This is a genomic window from candidate division KSB1 bacterium (genome assembly GCA_034506395.1).
Taxonomy (GTDB): domain Bacteria; phylum Zhuqueibacterota; class Zhuqueibacteria; order Thermofontimicrobiales; family Thermofontimicrobiaceae; genus Thermofontimicrobium.
In genome coordinates this window covers 66132-83266 of record JAPDPQ010000020.1, presented here as the reverse complement: position 1 = coordinate 83266, position 17135 = coordinate 66132, and the positions used below count along the sequence as shown (strand labels likewise).

The 17135-nt window shown below is 46.9% G+C and carries 16 protein-coding genes; all 16 read right to left on the bottom strand.

Annotation, left to right across the window (positions count from 1 at the left end; all coding sequences use genetic code 11):
- Window positions 1-70 precede the first annotated feature (70 nt).
- The 16 genes from ONB37_13290 to kduI all read right to left on the bottom strand — a co-directional run bounded on the left by ONB37_13290 (window position 71) and on the right by kduI (window position 17050).
- Window positions 71-2137 (bottom strand): thioredoxin domain-containing protein, encoded by a 2067-nt coding sequence (locus ONB37_13290; protein ID MDZ7401131.1) that lies wholly within the window; start codon window positions 2135-2137, stop codon window positions 71-73.
- A 281-nt stretch (window positions 2138-2418) separates the two neighbouring features.
- Window positions 2419-2631, bottom strand: coding sequence for a YgiT-type zinc finger protein (locus ONB37_13285; GenBank protein MDZ7401130.1), 213 nt, complete (start codon window positions 2629-2631; stop codon window positions 2419-2421).
- Complete coding sequence (locus tag ONB37_13280; protein MDZ7401129.1) at window positions 2628-2957, bottom strand: DUF4258 domain-containing protein; 330 nt, start codon at window positions 2955-2957, stop codon at window positions 2628-2630. Before ONB37_13280 ends, ONB37_13285 begins: the two co-directional genes overlap by 4 nt.
- A 137-nt stretch (window positions 2958-3094) precedes the next feature.
- Window positions 3095-3328, bottom strand: a complete 234-nt coding sequence (locus ONB37_13275; protein ID MDZ7401128.1) for a sulfurtransferase TusA family protein — start codon at window positions 3326-3328, stop codon at window positions 3095-3097.
- 98 nt (window positions 3329-3426) lie between these two features.
- The gene (locus ONB37_13270; GenBank protein MDZ7401127.1) at window positions 3427-3909 is read right to left on the bottom strand and encodes a DsrE/DsrF/DrsH-like family protein; all 483 of its coding nucleotides are present in this window, start codon (window positions 3907-3909) and stop codon (window positions 3427-3429) included.
- 7 nt (window positions 3910-3916) lie between these two features.
- A complete protein-coding gene (gene nifU / locus ONB37_13265; GenBank protein MDZ7401126.1) occupies window positions 3917-4345 on the bottom strand; it encodes a Fe-S cluster assembly scaffold protein NifU in 429 nt (142 codons plus the stop codon).
- A gap of 332 nt (window positions 4346-4677) precedes the next feature.
- Complete coding sequence (locus ONB37_13260; protein ID MDZ7401125.1) at window positions 4678-5841, bottom strand: aminotransferase class V-fold PLP-dependent enzyme; 1164 nt, start codon at window positions 5839-5841, stop codon at window positions 4678-4680.
- A gap of 269 nt (window positions 5842-6110) precedes the next feature.
- Window positions 6111-6818, bottom strand: coding sequence for a succinate dehydrogenase/fumarate reductase iron-sulfur subunit (locus ONB37_13255; GenBank protein MDZ7401124.1), 708 nt, complete (start codon window positions 6816-6818; stop codon window positions 6111-6113).
- A gap of 272 nt (window positions 6819-7090) precedes the next feature.
- Complete coding sequence (locus ONB37_13250) at window positions 7091-8788, bottom strand: FAD-binding protein (GenBank protein MDZ7401123.1); 1698 nt, start codon at window positions 8786-8788, stop codon at window positions 7091-7093.
- 468 nt (window positions 8789-9256) lie between these two features.
- Window positions 9257-10552 (bottom strand): TRAP transporter large permease, encoded by a 1296-nt coding sequence (locus ONB37_13245; GenBank protein MDZ7401122.1) that lies wholly within the window; start codon window positions 10550-10552, stop codon window positions 9257-9259.
- A 181-nt stretch (window positions 10553-10733) separates the two neighbouring features.
- Entirely contained in the window at window positions 10734-11228 is a 495-nt protein-coding gene (locus tag ONB37_13240; protein ID MDZ7401121.1) for a TRAP transporter small permease, read from the bottom strand.
- A gap of 13 nt (window positions 11229-11241) precedes the next feature.
- Entirely contained in the window at window positions 11242-12210 is a 969-nt protein-coding gene (locus ONB37_13235; protein MDZ7401120.1) for a TRAP transporter substrate-binding protein, read from the bottom strand.
- Window positions 12211-12484: 274 nt separating this feature from the next.
- Entirely contained in the window at window positions 12485-13966 is a 1482-nt protein-coding gene (locus ONB37_13230; GenBank protein ID MDZ7401119.1) for a Gfo/Idh/MocA family oxidoreductase, read from the bottom strand.
- 51 nt (window positions 13967-14017) lie between these two features.
- Window positions 14018-15289: a lactate racemase domain-containing protein gene (locus ONB37_13225; GenBank protein MDZ7401118.1), complete on the bottom strand. Its 1272-nt coding sequence runs from the start codon at window positions 15287-15289 to the stop codon at window positions 14018-14020.
- A gap of 50 nt (window positions 15290-15339) precedes the next feature.
- Entirely contained in the window at window positions 15340-16101 is a 762-nt protein-coding gene (gene kduD, locus ONB37_13220) for a 2-dehydro-3-deoxy-D-gluconate 5-dehydrogenase KduD (protein ID MDZ7401117.1), read from the bottom strand.
- 118 nt (window positions 16102-16219) lie between these two features.
- The gene (kduI, locus tag ONB37_13215; GenBank protein MDZ7401116.1) at window positions 16220-17050 is read right to left on the bottom strand and encodes a 5-dehydro-4-deoxy-D-glucuronate isomerase; all 831 of its coding nucleotides are present in this window, start codon (window positions 17048-17050) and stop codon (window positions 16220-16222) included.
- Window positions 17051-17135 lie beyond the last annotated feature (85 nt).

The following is a 17135-nucleotide window of genomic DNA, read 5'->3' as shown; positions in this document are numbered from 1 at the left end:
GAAATAACCCAATTGATAAAAAATTTTAAAAATAAAATCCGTTGGGTTGTTTCTATCCGTTGGAAAAAAATTAATGATCGCTCAACAAATTATAAAAATCCTTTAAATCCGAAAACGGACTCTGACACGCATAATTCTCACACACAAAAATCTTTGCCTGCCCATCTTGCGAAACTTTACCATCCATCACTGGCAAAATTGTTTCCTTATTCGCCAACTCGGGATCAGCGTAAGCCAGAATCTTATTCGGCAGATAATGCTGATGAACCGCCTCGATCATCGCCTTTGTCGGATCAGCATCACGGTCGCCTGCAATCACGATTTCTTTTGGCTTGCCCCAGAAATAATCCAGCGAACAGAGCAGCACCGAAAATCCCGAGGGCGAGCGCTGCATCTGACTGGCGAACAATTTTAGCGTCCGCTCCGCCTGTTGTTTGAGCTTGAAATCGCCCGTGAATTGGCTCAATTTCAGCAGATTATGCACCGCTACCGAGTTGCCCGCTGGAACAGCATTGTCATGCGCATTGCGGGTGCGGACGATCAATCGCTCGTGATCATCTGGCGTGAAATAAAATCCTCCCGATTGTTCATCCCAAAACTTTTGCAGCATTATCTCATTTATTTCGATCGCCTGGCTCAGATATTTCCATTCGAAATTGGACTCGTACAGATCGATCAGCGCAGCGACCATAAACGCATAATCCGACAAATAGCCGTTCAAATGGCTTTTGCCATTGCGATAAGTCTTTAATATTCGTCTATCAATATAAAGTTTTTCCAGCAAAAAATCAACTGCTTTTTGGGCGGCGGTCAAATATTTTGGATCGCCTAAAATTTGATATCCCTTGCAACATGCCGAGATCATCAAGCTGTTCCAATCGGTCAGAATTTTGTCATCCGTGGCGGGCGGAACCCGTTGGGAACGAACGGCGAACAATTGCCATCGAGCCTTAGCTAGTCGATCTTTCAACACTGATAAAGAAATGCCATACTCTCTCGCTGCGCCTTCCAAGCTGCGGCGGAGATGGAGAATATTTTTGCCCTCCCAGTTGCCATGATCCGAGACATCGTAAATATCGCAAAACAGCTTAGCATCCTCTTTGCCCAAAATCGCTTCGATGTCGCTTTTATGCCACACGTAAAATTTGCCCTCCTCGCCCTCGCTATCGGCATCCTGGGAGGAATAGAAGCCGCCTTCGGGCGAGGTCATTTCTCGCAGGACATAATCCAGCGTAGCGCTGGCGGTCTCTTTGTAATCGACATTTCTTGTCAATTGATAGGCTTCCAGGTAGGTGATAGCGAGCAGGGCATTATCGTAGAGCATCTTTTCGAAATGGGGTACTAGCCAGCGTTCGTCGGTGGAATAGCGATGGAAGCCTCCGCCGAGGTGATCGAAAATGCCACCATTGGCCATTTCTTGCAAGGATTTTTCCACCATCGCCAGTGCTCGTTTTTGGCCTGTGTGAAAATAATAGCGCAGCAAAAAGGATAATTCCATGGCCATCGGAAATTTGGGCGCACTACCAAATCCGCCGTACCGTTCATCGAATCGCTGCTCAGCCGATTTGAACGCCGAATGCCACAAGGATTGATCAAGCTGGAAATCAACGGATTGAACTTCGTTGATTTGCTTGAGACTGGCCGTGATTTGTCGAGCGCTGCTCACTACATCGCCACGCCGCTGCTGCCAGATTTGGGCGATCTGCAACAAAATTTTTCGGAAGCCAACTCTCCCCCAGCGATCCTCGGGCGGGAAATAAGTGCCGCCATAGAACGGCTCCAGATCGGGTGTCAGCCAGACCGAGAGAGGCCAGCCGCCACTGCCTGTCATCAGTTGCACAGCGGTCATGTAAATCTCATCTAGATCAGGCCGCTCTTCCCGATCGACTTTGATGGAAATAAAATAATCATTCAGGATTTTAGCAATGGCTTCGTTTTCAAACGATTCGTGCGCCATGACATGGCACCAATGGCAGGCAGAATAGCCGATGGAAAGAAAAATCGGTCTGTCCAGCTTCCTGGCCAATTGCAGCGCTTCCTCGCCCCAGGGATACCAGTTCACTAGATTATGGGCGTGCTGGAGCAGGTAGGGGCTGGTTTCGTGGATGAGGTGGTTGGTGTGTTTGGATTGAGTCATCTTTTGAAGCTACTTTCTATCTATAGAGAATCCTCCCAATAGATTCACATTTTTCATTACAATTCTCGATCACGATAAATCGAACCAATAACGCAATCAAAATTTATGCATCCAAAGATCGGTTATTGCAGCCCTAGTATTGCCATTTATCAATGATTAGCTCAGACATAAATCATGAAAAACCTGCCACAAAATTTGGTGATTGATTTTTTACGCCATTAGGACTGGGAGAGATCAGCAACATCCATTAGGTTTTATTCCCACAAAAAATTTCGACTCCGTCAGGCAGCTTTGGCTAATTTTTCAGCCTGCTCATCCAATTTTTGAAGTACGGTCTGGATGGAATCGACCTCGGCCTCTTCAAAATATGCTTCGCCGCATTGCTGGCAAACCCAGGCGGGAACTGCATTCAGCATCAAATGATACCCTTTTCGGTGAATTTGAAAGGGAGCGGTTTTTCGCTCCATTTTGCCCTGGCAATGAATACACTTCATAATTTTCGCCTCGTCTTAAAATCATTTTCCCATTGATCTATGTGTGGAATATAAGCTGTGAAAATCGCTAAATAATCCTCTTTGGGAGAACAAACGACATGAATTGGACGACCATCACTCCCATAGCCCATTATTAAGCAGCTATGCCCCCGTTGATCCTCTGGATAATCTTCGATCACTTCGCCATGCTCTACAACGTTACGTATTTCTGTAACACTAATCATTCTGTCGGGCCGAGACATCTGTCGCAATGCATGAGGAAGATATAGAATCTTTATTTCAGCAGCTTTCCGTGCTAATATCAGAATATCTGATTGTTCTGCCATGCAACTTCTTTATCTGATTTTTTTATGGATTATCCAAATGTTACATGCTTCCATTAACAAATTAGCTTAAGCTTATTTTAACACTGGAAAAACAATTTTGCAGAATCGATTCCCTAACCATAAACTTGCTCAATTCTCTACCCACCAACCTTCCTCACATACGCCCGATACTCCTCCCCCTCCTGCTGCATCTCCAAAAACTCATGTCCCGTCATTTTACACCAATTGGGCATATCCTCGACAAATCCAGGATCATCAGAGATAACTTCCAGAATCTGCCCTGGTGATAATTCTTTGATCTTCTCTGCCGTTTTGATAATCGGCATCGGGCAATATAATCCCAAACAGTCTATGGTAAAATCTGCTTTCATTATCGATCGGTCCTCGTTTTTTCCCCACGGATCATAGAACAACCACGGATGTTATTTCAAATAAATATCAGCGGAAGTTTTATCATCTGTGTGAGAAATTAGATAAACAACGTCACACTACTTTTCTCTGCATCCGCCAAAAACGAAGTCACCCCAGCGATGTTATCGACCTCTGGGATCAATGTTTCTCTGGTAATCCCCATCACGCCCATGCTGGTGGTGCAGGCGGTGAATTTGACGCCCAGGTTTTTGGCTGTGGTCATCAATTCCTTGAGCGATGGCATTCGGGACCGTTTCATAAGCTTCTTGAGCATCATCGGTCCCATGCCCGCCATATTTAATTTGGAAATGGTGCGCTTATCGGGACCTGGCTTGACCATGAAGGCGAACATTTTTTGCAGGAAGCTCATTCCTCGGGGCTTTTGGTGGGTCTTTTGCAGCAGCTTCAATCCCCAGAAGGTGAAGAACATATTCACCTGTTTGCCCGAGGCAGCCGCTCCTGTGGCAATGATAAATGCCGCTAACAGCTTATCCAGGTCGCCGCTGAAAACGACGATGGTCACTACATTTTTATTGTCCATATTTCGCTCATTCGTCCTTATGAAATTCTTCGGAAGTTTTCAATTTGAATGGAGCGGGTTTGCCCTGCCTCTTAAAATAATCAGCCAGAGCACTGTGGAGTGCCTCTTCAGCCAACACTGAACAGTGGCGCTTCACGGCGGGCAATCCGCCCAAGGCACTGGTAACCTGTTCGTTGGTGACTTTTACCGCCTCTTCGATTTTTTTGCCTTTTATCAACTCGGTAGCCATGCTGCTCGTCGCAATGGCCGCACCGCAGCCAAAAGTTTTGAACTTGGCATCAACAATCGTGTCATCTTTCACTTTGATAAACATCTGCATAATATCGCCACAGGCGGGATTTCCCACCGTTCCCACGCCATCCGCATCCTCGATTTCGCCAACGTTCCTCGGATTCATAAAGTGATCCATTACTTTTTCGCTATATGGGCCTGTCATTGTTATATCCTTTCGTAATAATTCAATAATCGGCATTAAAATTCCAAAAATCAAATCCCAAAATCCAAATAATTTTCAATTCTCAAAAACACAAATTCAAAACTTTTTGGTTCATTGAATATTTGGATTTGAGATTTGTTTGAAATTGGCTTATTGTTTTTTGTAATTTTTATTTCTTATTGACTTCTGCAAAATGTTTGAACCCGTCATTCCGAGCGAAGCGAGGAATCTGATTAATTGATAGATTCCGTGAGAAATGAAGATTCCTCACTCCGCTGCGCTCCGTTCGGAATGACTGTAAAATTTTTATTTTGAAGAAGCCTAAATAAACATCATTTTTTATACAGCGGCGACATCGACCTCAGTCGCTCTACAATCCCGGGAAGCTTCTCCCCCAGAAGCCGAATATCTTCTTCGGTATTATCAATACCCAGCGTGAATAAAATTGTTCCGTTGGCAATGGCGTGCGATTGACCAATGCCCAACAGCACGTGGGAAGCTTTCAGCGCTTTGGAGGTACAGGCCGAGCCGCTGGAGGCGATGATGTTGCTCATGCCCAAAAACAGCAGGATCGATTCGCCTTCGATGAATTCAAAGCCAAAATTCACATTATTGGGCAACCGCTGGGTGCGATGACCATGAAGATAAACATGGTCGATTTTTTCTTCGATCAATTGAATCATCAAATCCCGCAGCGGCTGCACGTGGGCGATCCTTTTGTCCATGTCCCTGAGAGCGAGCTCCGCCGCCGCACCCATGCCAACAATACCCAGCAAATTTTCCGTGCCCGCTCGCCGACCGCCTTCCTGGGTGCCCCCGTCGATCAGTGGATTGATCCTGGCGCCCTTACGGATGTAGAGTGCCGCTGCTCCTTTGGGTCCATAAAAGGCGTTGGCCGCCAGACTGAGCAGATCGACGTTCAATTTTTTCACGTCCACGGGGATCGTGCCTGCGGTTTGAATAGCATCGGTATGAAACAGCACTCCCTTCTCCCTGGCGATTTTACCGATTTCCTCGATCGGTTCGATGGTCCCGATCTCGGGATTGGCATGATGCACCGAAATCAAAATCGTTTTATCGGTGATCGCTTTTTTGACGTCATCAGGATCGACCAAACCATCTTTGTCTACTGGAATCTGGGTGATTTGATAGCCCAGCTTCTCCAGCGATTTGGCCGCCTGGAGCACAGAAAAGTGCTCGATGGCTGAAACAATGATATGGTCGCCCTTCTTGCGATTGCCAAACGCCACCCCTTTCAATGCAAAATTATTGGATTCGCTGCCCGATGCGGTGAAAACGATTTCCTCGGGCTCGGAGTTAATCAACGCTGCGACCTGAGCTCGGGCTTTATCCAGCGCCGCCTTCGCCTGTTGACCCAGCACATGCATGCTGGACGGATTGCCATAATTGTCTTTCAAAAACGGCATCATGCTCTCCACCACCTCAGGCAATGGCTGGGTGGCTGAGCCATGATCGAAATTTATGATTCTATCCATAAATTACCTCGAAATTCCAATTTCAATATATTATTATTCAGAGCAGTTATCAGTTTGAATCTCAGTGTCATTTCGACCGAATGGAGAAATCTGCAAATTCAGCAACTACATGAAAGTCAGATTCCTCACTGCGTTCGGAATGATAACCCAAATATAAAGGACAACCTGCTTTCTGGAATAATTCCCCATTCAGATCTATCTCCTCAACACAGAATATTCCAATGCTCCAGCACTCCATTACTCCACTATTCCATTATTCCACTATTCCATCATTTAATCCGATTCTGGATGAACGTAATCGCCCGCAGGGGACGACAATCTTTCGGGCAGACTTTCACACAGACCGCATGTTTATCACAAGCAAAGACGCCATTGGGAGCGGCACTGATCTGCTTGCGATGCTCGAAATTTCTATCCCGTGGATCGAACATTTGCTTGCTAATTTGAATAGAAATGGCTGGGCCAATGAATTCGGGCATTTCATCGACCTTGGGACAGCCCGCATGGCAGCAGGAGCATTTGATGCAGTCTGACGATCGATTCAATTGATCCAGGTCCATCTTGCTCATACTGGCTTCATAATTGAGCCGTTCGTCGGGCAGTTCTTTCTCTCGAACCAGCCAGGGCATGGTGGCCTGTACCGCCTGCCAGAATGGTCGCTTATCCACCACCAGGTCCTTGATGACACCATAATGCGCCAGCGGCTCGATGGTGATGGCGTCGGCCTCATCGAGAATTTTGCTCACCTGGGTTTTGCAGGCCAAGCGAGGAACGCCATTGATCATCACGGCGCAGGTGCCGCAGATCGCCCCACGGCAGGAGTAGCGATAGGCCAGCGTGCCGTCCTGCTCATCGTGCACCTGGTGCAATAGCGCCAGCACGGACATGCCTTCTTCCATGCGCACGGAGTATTCGACCAGTTTGCCCTTTTTGTCTTTGTCAGGATGGTAACGGAATATTTTGGTTTTGATGGTCATGAAGATTGGACTCCTCTGGATTATTCAAAAAGATATGATAATCTCCAACGGATTGAAACGACCCAACGGATAAACAAAAATCCCGAATCTCACCAGGCAAATTCCAAATAAATTACAAGTCTCAATATTTAAAATTCAAACGTTTCGGTGATTGGTCATTTAAGATTGAAATTTGTTTGTAATTTGTTTTTTATTATTTGGAATTTTATCCGTTGGGTTGTTTCTATCAGTTGGAAAAAATAATTCTAAAATCGAAAATCAAAAATCTAAAATCAATACTTGATCTCCGCCAGTGGCTCAATATCCTCGATTACCACGGGCTTGTAGCTCAACTGCGGCTGGCCCTGTTCATCTCGCTGCACCATCGTATGCTTCAAGAAATTTTGATTATCCATTTTCGGATAATCTTCCCGATAATGGGCACCTCGACTTTCTTTGCGGGCGATGGCGCCGATCGCTATCACCTCAGCGAGATCGAGCATGTAGCCCAATTCCAGCGTTCGGATCAAATCGAGATTATAAGCTTGACCTTTGTCTTCAACGATTACATTTTGATAACGCTGCTTCAGTTCAGTGAGTTGCGCCAAACCTTCTTGCATCACTTGTTCGTTTCGGAAGATGCCGAAACTGTTGACCATGGTCTTCTCCATGTCCTTTCGAATAGTCGCCGCCCGCTCGCCCTGGCTTCGACTCAGCAAGGTATTCAATCGGTCTTCTTCGGCCTTTAGCGAAGCTTTCGAATAATCCAATAGCTCATGCTGTCTCGAAAACTTCAACGCCTCCCGACCCGCAATGGGACCGAACACGACGGTCTCCAGCAGCGAATTGCCGCCGAGCCGATTGGCACCATGAACGCTGACACAACTACATTCGCCTGCTGCATAAATGCCAGGGATGGCTGTCTCCGTTTTGATATTGACATCGATGCCGCCCATGGTGTAATGCACCGTCGGTCGAATCGGGATCGGATCGTGCACAGGATCGACGCCAGCAAAGTGGATGCATATCTCCCGAATCTGTGGCAGGCGAGTTTTGATCTTCTCCTCGCCCAGATGACGCAGATCGAGGTAGACATATTCGTTATTGATGCCTCGTCCCTCTCGGATTTCAAAGTGGATGGAGCGAGCGACAAAATCCCGTGGTGCCAGCTCCATGAATTTCGGCGCATAGCGCTGCATGAACCGCTCGCCATCTTTGTTGATCAAATAGCCGCCTTCGCCTCGGGCGCCTTCGGTGATCAAAATGCCGTTCAACAAACCAGTGGGATGAATCTGGAAAAACTCCATATCTTTGATGGGAATGCCGACCCGATAGGCTAAAGCGGCACCATCCCCTGTATTGATCAGCGCATTGCTGCTTTGACCGTAAATTCGACCTGCTCCGCCCGTAGCGATGATCAGCGCCTTGCCTCGGATGAAATAGAACTCGCCCGTCAACATATCGAAAGCGACGATGCCTTTGAATTGTCCCTCCTCCACGATGAGGGAAGTGACGAAATGCTCCCAATAGAATTTCACCTGCCGCTTCATGCATTGTTCGTACAGCGTATGGAGCAAATTGTGGCCCGTCTTATCAGCGATGTAGCAAGTGCGATTGCGGCTCTGGCCGCCAAAGGCCCGCTGGGCAATGGTGCCGTCCTCGTTGCGATTGAACAGAGCGCCGTATTTATCGAATCGGGCGATGACCTCTTTGGCTTCGCTGCATAAGATTCGAGCCGCATCCTGATCGGCCAAAAACCATGAGCCTTTCACTGTATCGTACATGTGTGAATGCCAGCTATCGTCGAACCGCAGCGCTGCATTGATGCCGCCCTGGGCTGCGCCAGAGTGCGAACGAACAGGATGAACCTTGGAAATAACCGCCACGTCAGCCTTTTCATCCCGTTCCAATATCTCCAGAGCTGCGCTCAAGCCGGCCAAGCCAGCGCCAAGGACAATACTATCGTGCTTGATCTGTTCCTTGATTTTCATTCACATTCCCTCAATTATGAGTTAGGGGCATTCAGATTTATTCAAATAAATTTGTGAACAATTCTATTTCATGAAAAATTTCAAATCGGAAATGAATATAAACCAAATCTGTTTCAAAATCAAGCGATTTTTTTCCCAGAAAACCATCCCTTTGAATTATCAGAGCAATTGGACTCGTTATATGAACGCACCAAGAGGCTGTGAAAATTAACAGGATTGAAATGCAATAACGAGTAATAATTTGTTCTGAATTGAATGCATGAAAGAAAATTTCTTCCAACTTTTCAGTGCAGTGCGACTCAATGCGGCGATTCGGCGAGGTGGCTTTCAATCGCAAAAAAATAAATGGAGCGGGTCAACTCAAAGCTTTCGTTTAGTTCACAGCGATATTATTGGATCCACAGGATGCTCGTTCAGCAAAAAACTTTTAGAAACTAAAGTCCGAACCGAATAATACATGGCTCGTTCCTAATATCCAAATGATTTGGGAATTACTAGGCTAATCCAAGGAATGTATGTGATGATCATTAAAACGATAAACATCGCCAAATAGAATGGGATGAGCGCGCGGGACATACTGGCAATATTCGTCTGACCAATGCCGCAACCTACGAATAAAACTGAGCCCACGGGAGGTGTACAAAGTCCTATGCAGAGATTTAATACCAGGACGATGCCAAAATGAAGCGGAGACATCCCGAGCTGAACCACTACTGGTAAAAAAATTGGGGTAAAAATCAGGACGGCTGGCGTCATATCCATGAAGGTACCAACAATTAACAAGATGACATTGATGATCAGCAGGATGATTATTTTGCTATTGGTCAATCCGATCAATGAAGCGCTGATGTTCTGGGGGATATTCTCATAAGACAGAATCCACGACATGGCAGAGGACGTTCCGATCAGCAGCATGACGATGGCGGTGGTCTCCACGGTTTTGAGCAATATCTGTGGTAGTTCTTTGATTTTCACTTCGCGATAGATAACCACAGACAGCAACAGGGCATATAATACAGCGACAGCGCTGGCCTCCGTGGCTGTGAAGTAACCAGCGATTATGCCGCCAATAACGATCACGATGAGAGATAAACTGGGAAGCGCATTTAAAAATTTCTTCGCCGCTTCAATCGCGGCGACTTTTTCGCCGACTGGATATTTTCGGACCAATGAAATACCCGCAGCAACCATCATGAGTCCCACGCCCAAGATGATGCCAGGGAGATATCCTGCGATAAAAAGCGCGGCAATCGAAACGCCCCCACTCGCTAACGAGTAAACGATCAGGACATTAGATGGAGGGATCAGCAACCCAGTCGTCGACCCCGTTACGGTAACTGCGGTGCTAAAATTTTTATCGTATCCCTCTTTATTCATAATTGGGATCATAAAGCCCCCGATCGCGGAGGTCGCCGCGACAGCCGAACCTGAGATGGCACCAAAAAACATACATGCCAGCACATTCACATAGGCCAAACCACCAGGGAGCATCCCCACCAGTACCTTAGCGAAATCAATTAATCTTCTGGCAATGCCGCCTCTTCCCATGAGTTGACCAGACAGGATGAAAAACGGAATAGCCAGCAAGGTGAAGCTGTTGATTCCAGTGGCCATCCGCTGGGCCACTGTTGTTACTGCGGGACCTGGTGCGATGGTGAACAACATGGTTAGAATCGTCGAAATTCCTATGCTGAATGCTATCGGAATGTTCATTGCCAGAAGAACAATAAAACTGATGATTAAAACCAACACCGAAATATCCATGAATTTGCTCCCTGTTGCTAATCATTTAATTGATAATCTGCTCCATCTGCAATCGCGCACCTATTCAATTATTCAGCTAATCTTCGATTCGTATCTGCAACAATTGTTTTTGGGATTGCTACATGAGTGCAGAGCGCTCTATCAGGGACCGAAACGAACAAATCAATTCGAATTATCCCTATCAAAATTTGTCAGGAACACTCGAATTAGTTTTCAGGTTGTTTATGATAAACTGAATGGCAAAATAGATCATCAAAATCCCAGCGATCGGAATAACCATGTAAATATACCCCATTTCAATTCCCAGAGCTGGCGAAATCTGCCCCAAGGTAAAGGTAAGCTTGACCAATCGAATACCGCCAAGGACCATGACGAAGAACGCGAACGTCAGAACGATCAGATTAATTGAAATCTCAATTATCTTTCTTTTCACACCAGAAAGTCTATAGACTAACACATCAATGCCGAGATGAGCTTTGGTGTAATACGCATAGCTAGATCCTAATAGACCGATCCAAATTAACAAGAAACCAGCCAGCTCCTCGGTGTAAGAACTGGGATTTTTAATGACAAAACGGCTCAACACCTGCCAAGTCACGTCAATAACCATGGCGCCCATCAGTACCGTTAGCACTACCCCCAAGATCTTGCTGATGATTTTGGTTATCTTTGTCATACTGATCCCTTCTTCATTGGATGCTTTGAATAGCTTGAATCAGATCGTAAATTGGCGTTCCTCTGAAGGAAGCGTACATTTCTCGCACAGCTTGCTGGAATGGATACTTATCTGGATGGATCACTTGAACACCTGCCTTTTGGACCTCTTTCAAGGCTTGCTCTGAGGATTCTTGCCAGAGCGTTTTTTGATACTCAACAGACTCGTCGATGGCCTCCTGCAACCATTGCTGTTCTTGAGGCGATAGGCTCTGCCATACAACGGTGCTCATAAGGACAATATCAGGAACAGAAGTATGTTCATCCAAACTGTAATATTTGCAGACCTCATAATGGCGCGACAAATAAAAACTGGGGGGATTATTTTCAGCGCCATCGACCACTCCTTGCTGCAGCGCAGTATAAAGTTCACCCCATGGGATGGGGGTTGCTGAACCGCCCAAAGCCTGAACCATGGCAAACGAAGTCGGACTATTCATCACTCGAATTTTAAGGCCCTTCAAATCCGTTGGTGAATGAATCGGCACATTTTTGGTGTAAAAACTCCGACTACCCGCATCATAATAACACATTCCCCGAAGAAAAAATTTTTCACAGGCCAAAAGCAAGCGTTTCCCAATTTCACCATTGAGCACCTTCCATCTATGCTCATCATCCCGAAAAACATAGGGCACTCCGAAGATCTTCATCTCAGGGACAAACGCCTCCAGCGCTGCTGTTGAGACTTTGGTCATCGCCAAGCTGCCGATTTGAAGGAGCTCGATTAGGTCGCGCTCCTGGCCCAATTGCCCACTGGGGTAAATATCCACCCGCATGCGTCCAGCGGATTTTTCGGATACGCGCTTTGCCATGAAAACCATACCCCGATGCACGGGGTGACCCGGATCCAGCACATGGGCCAATTTGATCTCCCGAACCCGGCTTTCGGTTTGACAACCGATCAAACCGAGCATAACAAGCATTACCAACAAATGATTCCGCATCTCACCAAACCTTCAGTTTTTAATTCAGAGCGAGCCTTCGCATTTCTAGCCAATATCAACCAGAATTAGCAGCAAACACAAATGGAATTTTTCATTTCATTTCGTCATCAAAATTTTTGATCGACTGCTACGATACGAGCGAGAAATGAACATCTGGGAAAACTCCTGTGAACGCAGGAGTCTCTTTTATTCCGATAATTGGAAGGTGAAGAAATTCCTGCATTCGTAGGCAAGACATGATAGAACTCTAAAATTCTGTGAGCGAAGAGAGCCATCACAAATTTTTCTCAGGCATTGGCAGAGCCTCAGCACGGGATGGCATCGCTGGATAATCAGGATAGCCGATATTATGGACCAGATCAGAAATAGTTACGGGCTTCCCGATTTCAAAACAGATGTTGGCAGCAATTCCAATCAGGATTGAGTAAGCTCCGGATCGCTGATCCGCTGCGCGCAGATACTTATCCGCTGGTTTCTCTGGCAAAAATAGATCGTCCAGCAGTATTTGATCGCCGCCGCCATGTCCACCAATTCCCATCCACGGCTTGATCTCCTGAGCTGGTCCGCGCAATGGGATCACGCGGGTGAAGGTCCCGCCTGGCTTGAGCCCTCCTTGCACCGCATCGGTACCGCTAATGTAAATGCTCTCCTCCACGCGATGCTCCAGCCTGCCTTTGGTGCCATTAAAGACAATTGTATATCCCTCCCACGAATTGAACGCATTGAGCGAATAACAAAGTGTGACATTGTTATCGTATTTGACCAAGACATTCATCGTGTCTTCGATATCGATGTCAGGTCGAAACACGCAACGATCGCGGTAATAGCCATCATACTGTTCATTGTCCAAGTACAACTCTTTGAGACCCTTGTCCGCGGCTAGGTCCAACTCGAAACCGCACCGTTTTTTCTCGGGACAGGGATGGCAACGTTCATGATGACTGTCCAATCCAAATCGCTTCGCCATCTCAGGGGTATAGAATTCTCTTTTTCCAGTAGCATAGACCGATATGGGGACGGCCGAAAGCCACCAGTTAACCAGATCAAAATGATGCGTGGCTTTATGCACCATCAATCCCCCTGAGAATTTCTTCTGGCTGTGCCACCGACGGAAATAATCTGCTCCGTGGAAGGTATTGAGCATCCAATGGAAGTCCACCGATAAGACATCTCCAATAATGCCGCTCATTAATAGCTCTTTGATTTGGGTCCGCGGTGGTGAATAGCGATAATTAAATGTCACCGTACATTTTCGACCAGTTCTGGCTTGCGTGTCAATAATCGCCTGGCATTTCTCCGCATCGATGGTCATTGGTTTTTCTGTGATCACATCGCATCCCAGCTCCATAGCGCGAATGATGTACTGATGATGAAATCCATCCACTGTAGTGACCACCACCCGATCAGGCCGCGTTTCTCGGATCATCTTATCAAACTCTTTGGCATCAAAAATGGGCACGCTACTGCCAACATTTTTTATCGATCGCTGCTGCGCTAATCTTAACCGTCCCAAGTTGATATCGCACAAGCCCACCAGTTGGCAATGCTCTGCGTATCGGGTCTGGACCGCATCCTGATACATTCGAGATCGCGAACCAACGCCAACAATCGCAATGCGCTGTTTACGAGCTTGCGACCTGCCCGTTCGCCAGAATGCTGCGGAACCCATTGCCATCGCACTTGCGGCGACTCCAGACCTCTTTATGAAATCGCGGCGAGAAATCTTTGCCGGAAAAAAATTGTGTTCGATCTGCATCACTGCACCTGTTACTTATTTGGTTTTTTCGATAATTCTATTTCGGAAAAATCAAGCGAACCGCTCTTTATGCGACCAGAGACCGAGCGCTGGGTTGGAAATAAAAAAAATGGTCTCCCCATTCGGTAGTGTATTGAACCCATCAACCAATTCGCTCGGGGGATATTTTTTTATCATTTGGTTATAATTGCTATAGCGAAAACCGACGGCTTCCACTTCTTCACGAGTTAATTTTCCTGGACAATAAATGACGGCAAATCGTCCCTCCGATGAACCATGGATCAGATGCGCTGCTACGCCCAAATTCTGTCGCAATTCCTCATTGTATTGGACCATTTCCAAAATCCGAGCAGATCCCACATACCCATATTTGCGAATCAATCGATCGATCTCCTTATCCTCCCCGAACGATCTGACCCCAGGCGCAAGAACGATCAACTCACCCCCATCGGCAATGGCCATCCGGGTACGATAGATGCTTTTGTTGCCCAACCAGGTGCTTTTGTATTCACCTGGCTCTAAATAGACGATGACCTTTTGCAACGGCTTCTCCAACCGCTCAAAATTGACCTGTAACGACAACTCACTGGCGAGGTTAAAGCATTCGATGTCATCCCCAATAAATAGACCTCGCACTATCAGATGTCCAGATTGGTCTCGGCTTACAACTGTCAGAACGTAAACGATCGGAAGGTGGTGAGCAAAATGATCCGTTGCATAGTTTAGCACCTTCCGGACGGGATTATCAGCGCGGCCCATAATGTGCTCCATGCCATAAGCTGCTCCGAGGAAGTGGCTCTTGTTGATGCTTTCGGCGCCACCAGTGCCCACGAAAATATTTTTATTATAGCTGGCCATTCCAGCAACTTCGTGCGGGACCACTTGACCAAACGATAAGATCAAATCATATCGGCCTTCTACTAATAATCTCGCCACCTGTGCTGGCCAGGAATAGTTGAGCTTGTGTTCAGATACTGATTGAATGAAATCCGCCGGTATTGTTCCCAAAGTGACAGTTCCATTCCGCCAATCGTGGACGCGAAACAATTGTCGCGGAACACTAGGGAACATGGTCTGAATTTCAACATCGGACATGGGGTGATGAGTGCCAATCGCGGGCAATACATCAGTGAGCGAATTTTGGTAATATTCCCAGGCGAATCGAGTAAGCAGGCCGGCATGAGAATGAAAGCGGGTGAAATCTGGGGGGATTGCAAGAACACGTTTTTTCATTCCAATTTTATCGAGGGCAAAAAAGAGCCCGACTTTTAGATCCTCATCAGTCAGCCGATCCGTTACACCCCCTCGTTGATAATAAACCATTGCTTTTTTCCCTCCGACTGCATCAAAAAATTGTTAAATGGATTATCCCCCTACCTGGCCAACCAACCCCCATCGACCGCGATCGTATAACCAGTCACGTAATCTGAAGCGGAAGAAGCCAAAAATACCACCACCCCTTTTAGGTCCTCGGGTTCTCCCCATCGACCTGCCGGAATTCGGTCCAAAATGGCCTTGCTGCGCACTGGATCAGCTCGCAGCGGCGCCGTATTGTCTGTGGCCATGTAGCCTGGCGCGATGGCATTGACATTGATGCCGTAAGGTGCCAGCTCATTGGCCATGAGCCGCGTTAACCCCATCACCGCACTTTTCGACGCTGTGTACGAGGGCACTAAAATCCCTCCCTGAAACGATAACATCGAAGCGATATTGATGATTTTGCCCCCTTTTCCCTGCTTGACCATCACCCGCGCTGCAGCCTGACTGAGGAAAAACAAAGTCCGAATGTTGATATTCATCACGTCATCCCAATCCTTCTCGCTGAACTCCAACAGCGGCGCACGACGGATAATCCCAGCGCAATTCACCAGAATATCGAGCGAGCCCATGGCTTCCAGCGTTTGGTCGATTATGGAGCCAACGCTTTCTTTATTCGAAAGATCAGCAGCAATTACCTTGCACCTGCGGCCCAGGCGCTCGATCTGCTGCTTCGTCTCTGCCATGTTTAATATATCCACCAAAACCAAATTGGCACCAGCCTCAGCCAACCCCACTGCCATCCCTTGTCCCAATCCTCGAGCTGCGCCGGTGACAATGGCGACCTTGCCATCCAATTTGAATTTGTCTAAAATCATAAGCACCCTCTCTGAATTCGTTTTAGGCTTCGAACTTTTCGCTAATGGATTTGATTGAGCAAGCAAAGAACCTTCGGGATCGAAAACCACATTTCCAATTGTTAAAAGCAGCATGAAGTCACTTTATTTGTCCAATTTCAATCCCATCCATATCTTCGAATGTCTGGTTTTCGCCGCCCATACCCCAGCAGAACGTATAAGCGCCAGTACCAACACCTGAATGAATCGACCAACTGGGCGAAATTACTGCTTGGCGATCGGCGACCACGATGTGCCGCGTCTCATTTGGAGTGCCCATCAGATGAAAAACCCTGCTATCTGGCGCCATATCAAAATAAAGATAAACCTCCATCCGGCGCTCGTGCGTATGCGGGGGCATCGTATTCCACACCGAGCCAGGTTCTAATACCGTGAATCCCATCACTACTTGACAACTGGGGATGCCTCGCGGATGAATATATTTATAAATCGTTCGCCGATTTGCAGCTTCCGACGATCCCAGATGGACGGCCTCAGCGTCTGCTATTCTAGCCCGTTGCGTCGGAAAACTCGTGTGGGCTGGGAAACTCAGCAAATAAAAAGCAGCAGGATGCTCGGGATCATTGCTGCTAAAATGAATCGCTTTCGAACCCTTGCCGATATAAAGTCCATCTCTCGCATCCAGTTCAAAATTTTGACCATCGACCGAAATTTTACCTTTCCCGCCGATATTCAGCACCCCGATTTCGCGGCGCTCACAAAAATATTCCGTCCCCAGCTCTTTCATGACTGATAACTCCAAAGCCTTTTTTCCTGGAACCGCTGAACCGATAATCGCTCGATCTACGTCGACATAAAGTAAGTAAATCGTCTCAGGCTGAAAAAGCGTTTCCACTAAAAAAGATTCTCGGATCTCCTGTGTCGTCATCCGCTGAAAACGAACAGGGTCGGCTAAGTAACGTATCTCCATCAGCTCTCTCCATAATTCAAAAATTTTAGTCGCCTTTGACAGGTTGATATCTCACTTTGATAATAGCAAATTTTACCTTATTGGC

Excerpts from the sequence above, each read along its gene's own strand:
- ONB37_13290 (MDZ7401131.1), bottom strand. The coding sequence starts at position 2,137 with ATGACTCAATCCAAACACACCAACCACCTCATCCACGAAACCAGCCCC.
- ONB37_13285 (MDZ7401130.1), bottom strand. The coding sequence starts at position 2,631 with ATGAAGTGTATTCATTGCCAGGGCAAAATGGAGCGAAAAACCGCTCCC.
- ONB37_13280 (MDZ7401129.1), bottom strand. The coding sequence starts at position 2,957 with ATGGCAGAACAATCAGATATTCTGATATTAGCACGGAAAGCTGCTGAA.
- ONB37_13275 (MDZ7401128.1), bottom strand. The coding sequence starts at position 3,328 with ATGAAAGCAGATTTTACCATAGACTGTTTGGGATTATATTGCCCGATG.
- ONB37_13270 (MDZ7401127.1), bottom strand. The coding sequence starts at position 3,909 with ATGGACAATAAAAATGTAGTGACCATCGTCGTTTTCAGCGGCGACCTG.
- nifU (MDZ7401126.1), bottom strand. The coding sequence starts at position 4,345 with ATGACAGGCCCATATAGCGAAAAAGTAATGGATCACTTTATGAATCCG.
- ONB37_13260 (MDZ7401125.1), bottom strand. The coding sequence starts at position 5,841 with ATGGATAGAATCATAAATTTCGATCATGGCTCAGCCACCCAGCCATTG.
- ONB37_13255 (MDZ7401124.1), bottom strand. The coding sequence starts at position 6,818 with ATGACCATCAAAACCAAAATATTCCGTTACCATCCTGACAAAGACAAA.
- ONB37_13250 (MDZ7401123.1), bottom strand. The coding sequence starts at position 8,788 with ATGAAAATCAAGGAACAGATCAAGCACGATAGTATTGTCCTTGGCGCT.
- ONB37_13245 (MDZ7401122.1), bottom strand. The coding sequence starts at position 10,552 with ATGGATATTTCGGTGTTGGTTTTAATCATCAGTTTTATTGTTCTTCTG.
- ONB37_13240 (MDZ7401121.1), bottom strand. The coding sequence starts at position 11,228 with ATGACAAAGATAACCAAAATCATCAGCAAGATCTTGGGGGTAGTGCTA.
- ONB37_13235 (MDZ7401120.1), bottom strand. The coding sequence starts at position 12,210 with ATGCGGAATCATTTGTTGGTAATGCTTGTTATGCTCGGTTTGATCGGT.
- ONB37_13230 (MDZ7401119.1), bottom strand. The coding sequence starts at position 13,966 with ATGCAGATCGAACACAATTTTTTTCCGGCAAAGATTTCTCGCCGCGAT.
- ONB37_13225 (MDZ7401118.1), bottom strand. The coding sequence starts at position 15,289 with ATGGTTTATTATCAACGAGGGGGTGTAACGGATCGGCTGACTGATGAG.
- kduD (MDZ7401117.1), bottom strand. The coding sequence starts at position 16,101 with ATGATTTTAGACAAATTCAAATTGGATGGCAAGGTCGCCATTGTCACC.
- kduI (MDZ7401116.1), bottom strand. The coding sequence starts at position 17,050 with ATGGAGATACGTTACTTAGCCGACCCTGTTCGTTTTCAGCGGATGACG.